The organism is Pseudoalteromonas sp. Ld19, from assembly GCF_045064135.1.
GTDB lineage: Bacteria > Pseudomonadota > Gammaproteobacteria > Enterobacterales > Alteromonadaceae > Pseudoalteromonas > Pseudoalteromonas aliena.
The window spans coordinates 287,809-301,878 of record NZ_JBISHA010000011.1; the positions used below are offsets into that span (position 1 = coordinate 287,809).

A 14,070-nucleotide genomic window follows, 5' to 3' on the forward strand; every position below is an offset into this window, starting at 1 on the left:
TAAATCTTAGAAACTTAATAAGTTTTATTTATGATGTTGCAAAGTGGTATATGAAGCTGAATCAATTAATAATTTTAGATGCCATAGTGCAAAGCGCAAGTTTAAGTGGTGCGGCATTAAAACTACATAAAACACAGCCAGCGCTTACTTTAGCGATTAAAAATTTAGAAGCAAAAATTGGCTTTGAATTACTAGATAGAAGCAAATACAGATTACAGCTTACTGAAAAAGGGCGTGTTTTTCACCGTGAAGCACAACAGCTTCTTCATGCAAATGATGAATTAGCGCAACTCGCTAAAGAATTAGCATTAGGGAACGAACCCCAGTTTAGAATTTGTTACGAACAGCTTTGTCATATGCAAAGTTACAATGAGATCATAAGCAATACTTTTAGATTATTCACAAGCACAGAATTTAGCTTAACAAGTGGTAAACGCTTTATTTCATTAGAGCATGTCAATAGTGGTCAAGCCGAGCTAGGGATTGGCCCTTGGTTTGATTTATTTCATGCGACAGGTGATTTAGAAAGCTTACCGATAGGCAAGCTCGACATCGGTATTGTAAGTGCCAAAGGGGTCATCCCTTCAGCACTTAGTTATAGCGAGTTACAAACCTATCCGTGTTTAGCTATGTTTGAAAGTGATTTAAGTATAGACAGTGAAAGATTATCCTACTCAAAGGGCGCTGCTATGATGAAAATTGATGACGTATCAAGCTTAAAGTCATTTTTACTCTCAGGAGCTGGTTGGGCAATGATGAGCCTAGAGCATTGCGCGCCTGAAATAGAAGCGGGATTACTGCAAGAAATAAAAATAACCGACAGAGAGCATCAATTTAGTGCGCAAATTAGAGCCTTTAGGCAGCATGCTATTCATCACGGCCCTGTAGCACGCACTATTTGGGAGCAATTTAAGAAATTAAGTAAGGAGTATTCTAGCAACAATGGCTATTGATAAAGAAACACTTATTTATACTGTTATCGCAGGTATACCAATGGGGAAAGTAGCAAGCTATGGACAAATAGCAAGCCTTGCGGGATACCCTCAAAATTCACGGTTAGTGGGGCGCTTATTAAAAATGATGCCAAGCGACTCTATTATCCCTTGGCATCGCGTAGTTAATAGCCAAGGCAAAATAGCGTTCCCAGCGGGCAGCGAAAAATACCAAGAGCAGCGAGAAAAGCTATTATCAGAAGGTGTATTGTTTAAAAACGACAAAGTGAATATGCGTGAGTGCCGGTGGGAGTAATATGATTTTTATCGGCGGATAAGTGCTGTGAGTAAACGCTGAAAACCTTAAACTCTTGTTTATATTTATACTGTATTATTTTTTAATAATAAATGAGACAACAAAAGTGGCAACAAGTAACTAATTATCTGGGTATTACTTTTACTTGTTTTATTTAACAAAACCCAACCATCAGTGCCCATTATTTCAATTGAATTAAGGGTAATGCTATTTACAGTAGGTTTTTGAATACTCCATTGTCCAGAAATACGGAAAATACCAAAATCTGTATTGATGCGAGTGATGCTAAATAATTGCACAAAACCTCGGGTAAATATCACGAGCCGTAGATTAGCTCGCTTTTTATTAATATTAATAAACCATAGCTGAGTTTCTATTTGGATTCAATCGGTTACTTTAATTTAATCAGAAATATAAGTGAGGGTTTAATGGTGTTTTAATTGGCGTTTTGAGAGGCAAAATTTAGGATGGATGTCTTTATTATTCTGTTTAGCCAACCTCAATGTACCGGTTATCGCTCTAAGTTGAACTTCATTACAGTCCCGAAACAGACGCTAATTGACAGTTTTTAGTTCGTCAGCTATGACATCCTTAATCCATTCACTATAATTGGAGATTCTCACTTGATATGCAGTTGTACCATATAACCCACCCTTAAAGTCAGAAATATCGCCATGCGCCAGTTGCCAACTTGAAAGCCCTACAAGAAAGGGCTTACCACCTTGATAAATGACAGAGGCTCCACCACTATCACCTGAACCGTGCATCCCCTCTAGAGGTAATCCATTAGTTGGCTTATCGAACTTGAATGTCAGCCAATTAGTTTCTGCATTTTCAATAATATTTTGGAAGTGATTCAGCTGTTTCAAAGATTTAGTATCAGACTCTTCGCCAATAAGCCCATTACCTGTAGCACCTTTACCAAAAACTGTAACTGTTTTGCCTTGTTCTTTTATATTTGTGTAAAGAGCAATCGGTAATACATCGTTCACAGGTGAAGATAATTTAATTAATGCAATATCACTTCTTGCTTTAAAAAAGCTCATTAAAGGCGCTAAATTTCCTTTCAACAAAATTTCGCTAGGCTTTTCAAATTCAGGATGTATGTACACTTTTTTAATTTGATATGTATTTGATCCAATCCTTAAACTTTTACCAATATAATTATAAAAAATGGTATGTGCGACAGTTACAACCCAACTCGGGTTGATTAAAGCGCCATGTCCCTCATGGGGCATATCTACTAAGAAGTCAGGAGCTTCTTTCAACACATAATTCTCAGGGGGAATATCATGCCTTTTCACAACAGCGAGACAACTAATAGAAAAGACAAACAGAAAAATGAAAAAACAAGTTTTCATAGTGCGCCCATGTTTTTTATGAATGCTTTACAAGCTACCTTGTAAGCTAGTAGAAAACAACTGATTAGACCGTCTGCAATTCGCTTCAAGCCGAACTTCGCCAGAGTGCCAAACTCGGCCGCTCGTAACTTCAGCCAAGCTTTTGATACGTATGTTATTTAAATTGTTGCCAAGAACAGCAAAGGCATCCACTTTAAATTTTAGGGCCAAAGGCTACCCATTCTGAATACACCATGCTTTGTAGCTTTTTACTATTGTGAACAAGGCAATACAGTGATTGCCCTGTTTAAATTAACGATTTAGAAGCAGCTTCATTCTAACTTCTATGAGCATCGATACAAGGCCTATACACATCTTGATACCTATTATTTTTCCGTCGCTATTCTAATCAAAATGGGGCTATGATCTACTTGTGCGTTAGTGGCGCAGCCTATCGCTTTCCCTTGATTATCCATTCCAATATCACACCAAATATTATCTAGTACTTTTAATTCCTTAACATGCCAATCCAGCGGCAAATCTCGGACCAATATATAATCAATCCGGCTTTTATCGTAGTATGTATGACCCGGTTTATTATCGATGTTTGGATATTTCTCTCGCCATAAATCAATAAAGCCTTGGTCAAAAAAAACCTGCATTTCGCCGCGCTCTGGATCGTTATTCCCCCATGGATTATCTCTATCAGCATTAAAATCACCGGCCAATATAACAGGAGCCGAGTCAGAAACATGGTGATTAATAAGCTCTGCAATTGTTTCAAAATCACTGAGTCTTGTTGTATCAGTGGGGCTTGTTACAAATGCGGTGTGTGCAGACCAAATCCATACAGGCTTGTCATTAATTAAGTACTTTGCCCCTAAAACAGTACGGCCGTGTATCTCTCTAATTATTTTATCAGAGAGTGTTTTGAATTTGCTGGCTAATCCAATTCCATAGCTACCAGCAGAGCCTTCTCCACGCCCGGGGTATGCCTTATTTTCTGCACACCACATCTTTTGTATATCAAAATCAATATTAGGACGTAATAGGTTATAAAATCCAGAACCACAGCGCTTAACTTCTTGTAAAGCAATAATATCAGGCTTATAAGAAAGCAACTGCTCCCTAACTTGTAAAAATGGATAATTATTTTTCTGTCCCATTTCCCATGCATTCCAATTTATAAGTGTAAATTCTTTTTTTTGAATCTCACAGGCTATTTGATTTGCTAAGCCATAAAAAGGAATTAATAACACGATTAGTATCGAGAATAATTTATATTGCTTTATCATTTTTATCCTTAACTTTGGTTATATTGGGAGTCAATTAATACAAAGATCAACAAAATAAGCTATTAACGTATAGCGTTGTTATGACAACAATATGATTAAGAAAATAAAATGTGTGAAAGCTTAAATGGTTATTAAAAAGTTAATAGCAATCTTGCTTATATGTGGGCTTATTTAATTCGTTAAATTGCACAAAGATCTATGTAGGTTGGTATAAATGCAGGGATCATAATAGGTAGAAGTAGGGCGCTTGAAATATCTCGCAATGACGGCGCTTTGAAAAAAATTCAGTGAGCTATTGGGGAGTTAGCATAACTCATAGCCACTTTTCCAGCACGTAATTAGTAAGTACTTGACCACGAATTTTTACTTGCTGTTTTTTAACTTCTTTAAAGCCGAAATATTCAAAAAATGGTTTAGCGGTAATACTTGCGTGGCAATATAGCCGATCCATGCTTTCTTTACGTCCAGTAGAGGTTATTGTTTGTATTAGTGCTTTACCAATACCTTTGCCTTGATGTTTGCAATGGCAAAAAAAGTGATCGATATAACCATCATCTTGAACATCGGCATAACCTACGATTTCACCATTTAAAATAGCTACAAAAGGATCAATAGCGCTGATCCGTTTATACCATTCAGGCTGGTCATAATCATCAGGAGCCCATGCTTGAACTTGTCCCTCTGAGTAGTCTTTAATGTTCACGTTCCTGATTGTGTTAAAAAAGATTTCTCTTAATGTTAGCTCATCACCATTTTGAAACTTTCTAATAATCAGCATATGTACCACTTTATTTAGCGAAAAATAAGTATATCGCTGTAAGTTACATTTTTAGAAATTACACATAGCCTAATATACATAATTACTAATCGAGATATAGTGACAAACACAACCAGCTATAACGAATAAATGCCAAATTGCGTGGCTAAATTGGGTGCTTTTAGCACTGTAAAATAAAGTACCAACGCTGTAAAAAATACCACCGGTGAGTAACCAGTAAAGTGCGTTTGCATCAACACGCGAATAAAGTGGGTATACAATGGCCAGTGCAAACCAGCCCATCAGCAAATAGGTGGCGAGTGATATTTTTTTATTACCGTTTTTTACAAGTATTTTATAAGCAACGCCTGCAAGTGCTACTGTCCAAATAAATGTAAGCGTAGCCCACGACCACATGCCGTCTAATGAGAGTAATAAGAAGGGAGTGTAAGTACCCGCGATAAGTAAATAAATAGCGCAGTGATCGCACTTTTTATAAAAGTCTCTTAAGCCTGGTTGGATACTGGCGTGGTACAAAGTGGATGACAAAAACAGCACAAATAGGCTGCTGCCATAAATTGCAGTACTAACATATGCTTTAGTGCTGGTGGCTTGGCTAAATAAGTCCCAGATAACAAATACGGCAAAAATAATACCTAGCGCATGACTAATAACATTGAGTTGTTCTTCTTTACGAGAATAGGGCGCTTCTAGCGACATAACAGATCCTACCACTGTTGGAATGGATTTTAGTGTACAAGTGTACGCTGAAATTTTCAATCTAAGTTTTGAGTCATACTGAAGCGCCTTATTTAATAAACGATTTAGCTTTCACTTGATTTTAAAGAAAATTAATTCACTATGCTTACCTCTACTATAATCTAAATGATGAGTTGAAATAAACATGAAAACAGATTTAAAAGCAGCTTTACTTACTGCTGTTGTTTATCCTGGGGCTGGGCATTTTTCTTTAAAAAAACACTTAATAGGCGCCATTTTTGCGGGGGTATTTTCTGTACTGTTAATTTTAACTCTTCAGGATATATTTGCGATTGCTCAGTGCACTGCAAATGAAATTGTTTCGGGTAAAATTCCCATGTCGGTGACGGCTATTTTAAATGCTGCACATGAACCGTCAGATGCATGCGCCAAATTCGCAGAATATAAGTATTTACCGTTAATGATTGTGGTTTGGGTCTTGAGTATTGTCGATGCATATCGTTTAGGTAAAAAAGTGCTGCCCGTTAAAAAATAAGCTCCTTAATTGGAACTCAAATAATAGATGTGAAATTTAACTAAAAAATAGTCAAAAAATTAAAATATGTGGCTAAATTAACGAGAGGTGAATGGTTGTAATTAAGTGATTTTACTAAAAGTTATTTAATTACAATTGGTTATATTTTATTTTGATGTTGGCATATCCCTTGATTGTATAACTATGTCCAAACAATACACAAACAAGGAATACCATTATGAAACATTCAATTAAAATCGCTATGGCTAGTTTATTAGTATTAGGTTCTTCGCAAATACACGCAACAGAAGTTGACCTAGATGTAGCTAGCATAGTGTCTCAAAGTGTAGCTAGCTACGTTAATCAAACTACATTTGAGCTTGAAAAATCTGTAAAAGAAGCGCTTTATTTTGATGCTAAAACTATTTTAGATGGGTTATTAGAAGCGCCTACTTTAACGAATAATACAGTGTCTGAAAATACTGACGCTAGTGTTAAAAACGTCAAATAAACCATCTAAAGGATTAAAACGATGAGCAGCGAACTTGGATTATTTGCACTAATGTTAGCACCAGTAGTAAGCATGATCAGCGCTTATTACTCGGTTCAAATATTTAAATTTATGGGTGGTTGGTTTAATATTTAACTAATTATATGGCAGGTAATTAATTCGAATCATTTAAAGCTGATCGACTTAGCAAAAGCGCACGTAAATAGAGGAAGAGTGTTTGAAATAAGTAGATTTTTATGAAACGTGCGATTTTTCCATTACCGATTTTTATTTTACCAGAAGGCTACACGCGACTACGCATATTTGAACCTCGCTATTTAAATATGGTTAAAACCGCGTTAAAAAATAATACAGGGTTTGTGCTTTGCACGTTTGAGCATGACACACCATTTAATATCAGCGCACAAGGCTGCCTAGTTGATATTATTGACTTTGATCAAGACGATAACGACGTGCTTTTAATTGATGTATTTGCATCACAAAGCGTGCAAATAGACGATGTTTACCAAGACGAGGACGAACTACGCCATGGTCTGGTTTCACAATGTAACACGCCTTATTGGTACAAAGATTCTAACAACGAAATTGGTGAGAACGACCGCTTACATGATGCGCTAAAAAGTGTATTTTTGAGTAGCCCAGAATTAAACACTTTGTATAAGCAAACACACTTCAATAAGTTGCCTTGGATTGCCGCCCGCTGGCTTGAACTGTTACCTATATCTATTGAGAAAAAACAGCAACTTGCGTTTGAGACAAACTTTGATAACTTACTCCGTTTCCTCCATACTGTAATTAATAACGAATTTGCCTAAATTTTTATGATCCTTAACTAATTATTGCCCGTATTACATTACACAAAAGCAATAACGGGGTAAATTATTATGGTAAGTCAACAACAAACACTACGTTGTGAACCTAATACAGGTAAGTATACTGCCATGCCAGAAACGCCTAGTTCTGAACTGATGCAAGCATTAATAGCGGTTGCACAAAATCGTGATAAGAAAGCATTCGCTTATTTATTCGAGTATTTTTCGCCAAAAATTAAACGCTTTGGGATAAAGCAATTTGGTGTTGAAGCGCAAGCCATGGAACTTGTGCAAGAAACACTAACATCTGTTTGGCGCAAAGCGCATTTGTACAACAGTGAGAAAGGGGCTGCCACTACGTGGGTTTACACCGTTATGCGCAACGCCTCGTTTGATATGCTTCGTAAAATGAAGAGTAATAAAGAAGAAAATATAAGCGAAGATATTTGGCCGCTGTTAAATGATTCTGAAGATACAAACCATGAATACAGTGATCACTTAGAAGATCAACAAATTAAACGCTACCTTGATAAACTACCAATCGCACAAAGAGAGGTAGTCAGAGGGGTTTATTTTCAAGACATGTCGCAAGAGCAATTAGCTCAGCAACTTAATATTCCAGTAGGCACGGTAAAATCACGATTACGTTTAGCCTTGCAGAAATTACGTAATGAAATGGGAGATAAGCATGATTAAACATCACCCGAGTGAAACTTTACTTACAGAGTATTGCTCAGCATCGTTAAGCGCTTCTTTGAGCCTAGCTGTGTCTATACACGTTGATATGTGCCCTGTATGTCAAGCAAAAGTTGCTAAAATTGAAGCAAGTAATGCAAATGAGCTATTTAGTGAACAGCCAACTCAATTTGAGAAATCTCATACCGAGCAATCTGAGTCATTTGAAGAATTTGAATTAAACCTACTAGACATGATCACATCTGACAATTCGATTGATGAAGTCTACGAAGTTGCACCTGTGTCTATTAAAGTCAATGAGCACAAATACCAACTGCCACGTGCTTTAACACGTATTTCTCATAGCAAATTTACGCAAGTAGGTAAATTAGCTCGATCTCGTGTTGCGCTTGACGATGGAGCTCTACGTTCTAGTTTGCTGCATATTGATGCGGGTGGCGAAATACCAGAGCACACACACACAGGATTTGAGGTCACATTATTATTAGATGGTGAATTTAGCGATGAAGAAGATAGCTACGTTCCAGGTGATTTTATATGGCAAGATGGTAGTCACCAACATACCCCTTTAACAAAAGATGGGTGTTTGTGCTTTACAGTTGTCAGTAGTGCACTACATTTTAATAAGGGCTTCAGTAAGTTACTTAATCCAATTGGTAACTTGATTTATTAAGAGAATCTATGCTAACAGATACAATAAAAATAGGTATAAGCGCCTGCTTAGCAGGCGAAAAAGTTAGATTTGATACGGGTCATAAAAAATCAAATTTTTGTATGGACGAGCTAGGAAAACACGTTGAATACACGCGGTTTTGTCCTGAAGTTGCGGTAGGTTTACCGATCCCTCGTCCAACCATTCGTCAAGTGAGAGTGGGCGATACCATTAAAGTATGCCGTCCTGATGGGTCTGGTGAGGTTGGTCAGCAACTCACCGAATATGGTAAAAAAATTGCAACTGAACAAGCCAAACAATTAAGCGGATTTGTATTTTGTGCTAAAAGCCCAAGCTGCGGCATGGAACGCATTAAAATATATAACGAAGCAGGAACAGGGAATACCTCTGAAGGCATCGGTTTTTTCGCTGAGCAGATAATGAAGCATAATCCGTTATTGCCATGTGAAGAAAACGGTCGCTTAAACGACATGCATTTACGTGAAAATTTTGTAATGAGAATTTACGTATTTAAAAATTGGCAACAGTTAGTCCAAGAGCCGCTTACGGTTCATAAGCTTACCCAATTTCATTCTCAGTATAAGTATTTGTTAATGGCTCATAATTATCAAGCTTACCGTGATTTAGGTAACTTATTGGGAACTTACGTCGGCGACGACATTAACGCACTTGCCGATGAGTATATTTTAGGTTTAATGACCGGCCTTAAAAAACCAGCTTCTCGCAGAAACAATTGCAACACGTTGATGCATTTACAAGGTTACTTTAAAAAAGAGTTATCGAAAGTAGAAAAACAAGAACTTCGTGATGCAATCGACGAATATCGCGAAGGTTTGGTGCCTCTATACGTTCCACTTACCTTGTTAAAACATCACTTGAAGGTTCATCCAAATGAATACCTTGAAAAACAGGTGTTTTTTAACCCTTACCCTCATGACTTAAAACTACGATTTGGTATTTAATGGATACACTATTTTGGTTTAGGCGCGACTTGCGCCTTTTTTCTAACGAAGCGTTAATTCAAGCGCTCAATAATGGCGCTAAACACGCCATTTTTTTTGTGTCTGAAAAACAGTGGCAACAACATCAAGCCGCGCCTATTCAGATTGACTTGCTAAAACGAAGGGTTTCTTATCTTCAATCTCAGCTTGCAGATTATGGTATTACTTTACACATTATAGAAGCACCAAGCTTTTCTGATTGTGAGCGTGAGCTTATTGATTTTTGTAAAGCGAATGATGTAAAACACATAATTGCTAATGCAGAGTATGAGCTTAACGAAGTAAATCGTGATAAGGCGATTTTAGATAAATGCGACGAGCTCTGTATTACATTTACTTTGTATGAAGGCGATTTAATAGCGCCCGTTGGTTCGGTTAAAAACCAAAGTAACGAAATGTATAAAGTATTTACTCCGTTTAAACGAGCATGGTTAAAACAATACCAAGATACACATTTTAGTTTACCGCTGTGGCCTTTAAGTTCTGAGCCCGTTGAGTTTGATGAAAGTGGCTTATTAAAAAGTGATGGCAGCTCTGAAAAGTGGCCAGTTGACGATGAAACACTAGCAACTGTGGTTGATAACTTTATCTGCGACAAACTCACCAGTTATGATGATCAGCGTGACATACCAAGTATAAAAGGCACTTCAGGGTTAAGCCCTTATTTAGCGTTGGGTATAGTGAGCACTAAGCAATTATTGATCAATATTCAGCAGCGTTACCCAGACATACTAACCACATCAAAAAGTAAAACCTTTACGTGGATAAATGAGCTCATTTGGCGTGAATTTTACAGACATCTCATTGCTGAATTTCCCAAGCTTTCCCGTGGCGACAACTTTAACGAAAAGTACAATGCAGTTGTGTGGCGCAAAAGTGAAAGCGAGTTTACAGCGTGGTGCGAAGGACGTACAGGTTACCCATTAGTTGATGCCGCTATGTTGCAACTAAAACAAACTGGTTGGATGCATAATCGTTTACGGATGGTGGTTGCAAGCTTTTTAACTAAGCACTTATTAATAGATTGGCGTGAAGGCGAGCGTTTTTTTATGCAGCACCTAATTGATGGCGATTTAGCCTCAAATAATGGTGGGTGGCAGTGGGCAGCAAGTACAGGATGCGATGCACAGCCTTACTTTAGGGTTTTTAATCCAATCAGACAAAGTGAGCGCTTTGATCCAACGGGCAAGTTTATTCGTAAGTATTTGCCAGAGCTTGAAAACGTGCCAGATAAACACATTCATTTCCCACATACTTACCTAGCCGCAACGGGTAAAGATAAGGAGTGTTACTGGCCATTAATAGTTGATCATAAAGCAGCACGAGAGCGTGCGCTTAGCGCATTTAAGGTGTGATATGGATAACCAGTTACCAGTAGATAAGTTTATTTCAATATACCAACAGCTTAACAGTACCAATCTTGATTTATTAAATGATATTTACTGCGACAACATACAATTTATTGACCCTATGCATCGAATAAATGGCATTGTAGAATTACGTAAATATTTTGCTAATTTATATTGCAATGTTAAGCATTGCCAGTTTGATATTAGTGATTCGTTCCACAGTGATAATCACGCTTTCATTTACTGGACTATGTACTACGCACACCCAAAGCTTTCCTCTGGTAAAACCATCTCGGTTGAAGGACATAGTAAACTCATCTTTGAAGGTGGCAAAATTATTTTGCACAGAGATTACTTTAATGTGGGTGAGCTGTTGTACAAGCATATTCCCTTACTCGGCAGTGTTATAAAGTTAATAGATAAAAGGGCAGGCTAATTATGATCACACTTATAACAGGTGCTACCTCAGGCATTGGTGAGCAGTTAGCAATTAAATACGCACAAATGGGAGACACTGTCATCGCATGTGGGCGTAATAGTGAAAAACTCGCAGAGCTTGCTAAACACGAAAACATTCAAGCGTGCAAATTTGACGCTACCAACCTACAAGAGATCAAGGAAGCCACAATCGGTTTTCCTCATTTTGACCGCGTTATTTTAAATGCGGGTAGCTGTGAATACATTGATGATGCTCGAAATTTTGATAGTGCACTTTTCGAACGTGTCATAAATGTAAATTTATTATCAATGGGGTACTGCCTTGAAGCTCTACTTCATAAAATAAATGCGGGTGGACAGCTTGTGTTAGTTAGCTCAAGTGTGACTTACCTTCCTTTGCCGCGCTCAGAAGCCTATGGCGCATCAAAAGCGGGCGTAAGTTACTTAGCTAAAAGTTTAGCCGTGGATTTAAACGATGTTGATGTGACTTTGGTCCACCCTGGTTTTGTAAAAACCCCGCTGACGAATAAAAATGATTTTCCTATGCCTATGGCAGTTACGGCCGAAAAAGCCGCAGACTATATGATCAAAGGAATACACAAACGCCGCAAAGACGTACATTTTCCGTATCGTTTTACACTTATATTAAAAGCATTACGAATATTACCTCTACCGCTTTGGCTTAAAATAGCAAAAGGATTAACCCGTTGAAAAAAATAGCAATAATAGGGACTGGTGTATCTGGTTTAACATGTGGACATTTACTCCAAAAACATTATGACGTCACATTGTTTGAAAAAAATGATTACATTGGTGGCCATACTGCAACTGTAGATGTAACTGTAGAAGGCGTTAAATACGCAGTAGATACTGGTTTTATAGTTTTTAACAATAGAACATACCCCTATTTTGAAAAACTACTTTCTCGGATAGGCATTAATAAACAAGAAACACAAATGAGCTTTAGTGTTCATAATGAAGCCACTGGTTTTGAATACAATGGACACACGTTTACGAGTTTATTTGCTCAACGCAGAAATATTTTTAGACCTAAGTTTTGGCGCTTATTATCCGACATTGTAAGATTTAATAAGTTATGTAAAGTATTGCATGAAAAAGATGATTACCAGGGTGAACAATCACTAGGTCAATTACTCGACAAAAATAAGTTTAACGATTTTTTTAAATCTCATTACATTCTCCCTATGGGGGCAGCTATTTGGTCCACAAGCATAAAAGAAATGGAAAATGTAGGGGTTGAATTTTTTGTTAAGTTCTTTTTTAATCATGGTCTTCTCGATATAACAAATAGACCACAATGGTATGTAATACCCGGTGGTTCTCGCCAGTATATTAATCCATTGATTAAAGGCTTTGCAGACAAAATTAAACTTAATACAGATATTAAATCGGTTATTCGTGAAAACGATGAAGTTATAATCGAATTTGCAAATGGTGAGCAAAGTAAATTTGATAAAGTAATATTTGCATGTCATTCAGATCAAGCGCTTGCATTGCTTGGCGATGCAACGCAGCAAGAAAAAACAGTATTAGGCGCTATTCCTTACACTAAAAACTCAGTGGTACTGCACACAGATACAAACTTGTTACCAGATAGGAAAGCAGCATGGGCTAGTTGGAATTATTTACTTAATAATAATACTGATAAAGCGGCCGTTGTTACCTATCAGATGAATATATTGCAAGGTATCCAATCAGGTACCCAATTTTGTGTCACGCTTAATCACCTTGAAGGGATAGATAAAAGCAAAATTTTGCGCGAATTTACCTACCATCACCCCGTATTTAATCAAGATTCTATCGCAGCGCAAAAACTTAAACACAGTATCGATGGCCATAATAATAGCTATTTTTGTGGTGCCTATTGGTACAACGGTTTCCATGAAGATGGCGTACACAGCGGTGTAGATGTGGCAAAACAACTTGGGGTCGAGTTTGACTAGTGCAGTCTATTTAGGCGATGTAAAACATCGCCGTTTTGCTGTTAAAGAGCATCGCTTTAGTTATCCTTTATATATGATGTGGGTAGATATAAATAATCCTCAACAATTAAATGGTATCCATAAGCAGTTAGGAACATGTGGTTTTAAAGCGCTAAAATTTCAGCAAACCGATTATCTAACACACGTACCACAGCCAAATACATACTCCCTTATTGAACGTGCACATCACCAACTTGCCGTATTGGGGGTAAGTGAAACATTTAGCCATGTTTATATGCTCGGACAATTGCGTTGTTTAGGTATTTATTTTAGCCCCGTGAACTTCTACTTCTTTGGTAATAGCGATAATAGCTTTACGTACATGATTGCTGAAGTAAGTAATACACCTTGGAATGAACGCCATTACTATTTAGTCCCCCTAGAAAAAAAAGTGAACTTTAAGAAGGTTTTTTCCGTATCACCTTTTATGAATTTGGATATGAACTATCATTGGCATATCAAACATTCAAATGATAAAACATTGATACATATTGAAAATAAGCGCGATGAAGAGTTATTGTTTGATGCAACATTACGCCTAAAGCGTATAGAGCTCACCAACAAAGAAGTGAGTAAGTTACTAAAGCGCTTTCCGGCGATGACATTGTCAATTTTTAAAGGTATTTATCATCAAGCATTAAAGTTATTCATAAAAAAAGTGCCTTTTTTGGGGCATTCGGGCAAACCATAAATCACATACAGATAGTTAGAAA

General features: G+C 37.2%; 17 protein-coding genes. 13 read left to right on the top strand and 4 right to left on the bottom strand.

The window, feature by feature from the left end:
* Positions 1-50: 50 nt before the first annotated feature.
* Together ACJJVZ_RS02680 and ACJJVZ_RS02685 are read left to right on the top strand one after the other, a co-directional pair.
* Positions 51-953 carry a LysR family transcriptional regulator gene (locus ACJJVZ_RS02680; protein ID WP_193156662.1) on the top strand — a complete coding sequence of 301 codons (903 nt, stop codon included), beginning with the start codon at positions 51-53 and terminating at the stop codon, positions 951-953.
* Positions 943-1,248 carry an MGMT family protein gene (locus ACJJVZ_RS02685; RefSeq protein WP_077535230.1) on the top strand — a complete coding sequence of 102 codons (306 nt, stop codon included), beginning with the start codon at positions 943-945 and terminating at the stop codon, positions 1,246-1,248. Before ACJJVZ_RS02680 ends, ACJJVZ_RS02685 begins: the two co-directional genes overlap by 11 nt.
* 554 nt (positions 1,249-1,802) lie before the next feature.
* Here ACJJVZ_RS02685 and ACJJVZ_RS02690 read toward each other — a convergent pair.
* The 4 genes from ACJJVZ_RS02690 to ACJJVZ_RS02705 all read right to left on the bottom strand — a co-directional run bounded on the left by ACJJVZ_RS02690 (position 1,803) and on the right by ACJJVZ_RS02705 (position 5,360).
* A complete protein-coding gene (locus tag ACJJVZ_RS02690) occupies positions 1,803-2,609 on the bottom strand; it encodes a trypsin-like serine protease (RefSeq protein ID WP_193155119.1) in 807 nt (268 codons plus the stop codon).
* 365 nt (positions 2,610-2,974) lie between these two features.
* Positions 2,975-3,883: an endonuclease/exonuclease/phosphatase family protein gene (locus tag ACJJVZ_RS02695; protein ID WP_193156665.1), complete on the bottom strand. Its 909-nt coding sequence runs from the start codon at positions 3,881-3,883 to the stop codon at positions 2,975-2,977.
* Positions 3,884-4,196: 313 nt separating this feature from the next.
* Positions 4,197-4,661 carry a GNAT family N-acetyltransferase gene (locus ACJJVZ_RS02700; RefSeq protein WP_405597890.1) on the bottom strand — a complete coding sequence of 155 codons (465 nt, stop codon included), beginning with the start codon at positions 4,659-4,661 and terminating at the stop codon, positions 4,197-4,199.
* Between the two features lie 69 nt (positions 4,662-4,730).
* A complete protein-coding gene (locus tag ACJJVZ_RS02705; protein WP_405597892.1) occupies positions 4,731-5,360 on the bottom strand; it encodes a hemolysin III family protein in 630 nt (209 codons plus the stop codon).
* 184 nt (positions 5,361-5,544) lie between these two features.
* Between ACJJVZ_RS02705 and ACJJVZ_RS02710 the strand changes: the two genes are divergently transcribed.
* From ACJJVZ_RS02710 to ACJJVZ_RS02760, 11 genes are all read left to right on the top strand, one after another.
* Positions 5,545-5,895: a hypothetical protein gene (locus ACJJVZ_RS02710; protein ID WP_405597894.1), complete on the top strand. Its 351-nt coding sequence runs from the start codon at positions 5,545-5,547 to the stop codon at positions 5,893-5,895.
* Positions 5,896-6,112: 217 nt separating this feature from the next.
* Positions 6,113-6,385 carry a hypothetical protein gene (locus ACJJVZ_RS02715; RefSeq protein WP_405597896.1) on the top strand — a complete coding sequence of 91 codons (273 nt, stop codon included), beginning with the start codon at positions 6,113-6,115 and terminating at the stop codon, positions 6,383-6,385.
* Between the two features lie 236 nt (positions 6,386-6,621).
* Entirely contained in the window at positions 6,622-7,200 is a 579-nt protein-coding gene (locus ACJJVZ_RS02720) for an LON peptidase substrate-binding domain-containing protein (protein WP_405597898.1), read from the top strand.
* Between the two features lie 69 nt (positions 7,201-7,269).
* Positions 7,270-7,893, top strand: a complete 624-nt coding sequence (locus ACJJVZ_RS02725) for a sigma-70 family RNA polymerase sigma factor (RefSeq protein ID WP_077535239.1) — start codon at positions 7,270-7,272, stop codon at positions 7,891-7,893.
* Positions 7,886-8,566, top strand: a complete 681-nt coding sequence (locus ACJJVZ_RS02730) for a ChrR family anti-sigma-E factor (RefSeq protein ID WP_405597900.1) — start codon at positions 7,886-7,888, stop codon at positions 8,564-8,566. Before ACJJVZ_RS02725 ends, ACJJVZ_RS02730 begins: the two co-directional genes overlap by 8 nt.
* Before the next feature lie 8 nt (positions 8,567-8,574).
* Complete coding sequence (locus ACJJVZ_RS02735; RefSeq protein WP_405597902.1) at positions 8,575-9,528, top strand: YbgA family protein; 954 nt, start codon at positions 8,575-8,577, stop codon at positions 9,526-9,528.
* Positions 9,528-10,922, top strand: a complete 1,395-nt coding sequence (gene phrB / locus ACJJVZ_RS02740) for a deoxyribodipyrimidine photo-lyase (protein WP_405597904.1) — start codon at positions 9,528-9,530, stop codon at positions 10,920-10,922. The genes ACJJVZ_RS02735 and phrB overlap by 1 nt, the downstream gene beginning before the upstream one ends.
* Position 10,923: 1 nt before the next feature.
* Positions 10,924-11,352, top strand: coding sequence for a nuclear transport factor 2 family protein (locus tag ACJJVZ_RS02745; RefSeq protein ID WP_405597907.1), 429 nt, complete (start codon positions 10,924-10,926; stop codon positions 11,350-11,352).
* A gap of 2 nt (positions 11,353-11,354) precedes the next feature.
* Positions 11,355-12,065, top strand: a complete 711-nt coding sequence (locus tag ACJJVZ_RS02750) for an SDR family NAD(P)-dependent oxidoreductase (protein WP_405597910.1) — start codon at positions 11,355-11,357, stop codon at positions 12,063-12,065.
* A complete protein-coding gene (locus ACJJVZ_RS02755) occupies positions 12,062-13,318 on the top strand; it encodes an NAD(P)/FAD-dependent oxidoreductase (RefSeq protein ID WP_405597913.1) in 1,257 nt (418 codons plus the stop codon). Before ACJJVZ_RS02750 ends, ACJJVZ_RS02755 begins: the two co-directional genes overlap by 4 nt.
* Entirely contained in the window at positions 13,311-14,048 is a 738-nt protein-coding gene (locus ACJJVZ_RS02760; RefSeq protein WP_405597916.1) for a DUF1365 domain-containing protein, read from the top strand. The genes ACJJVZ_RS02755 and ACJJVZ_RS02760 overlap by 8 nt, the downstream gene beginning before the upstream one ends.
* Positions 14,049-14,070: the final 22 nt, after the last annotated feature.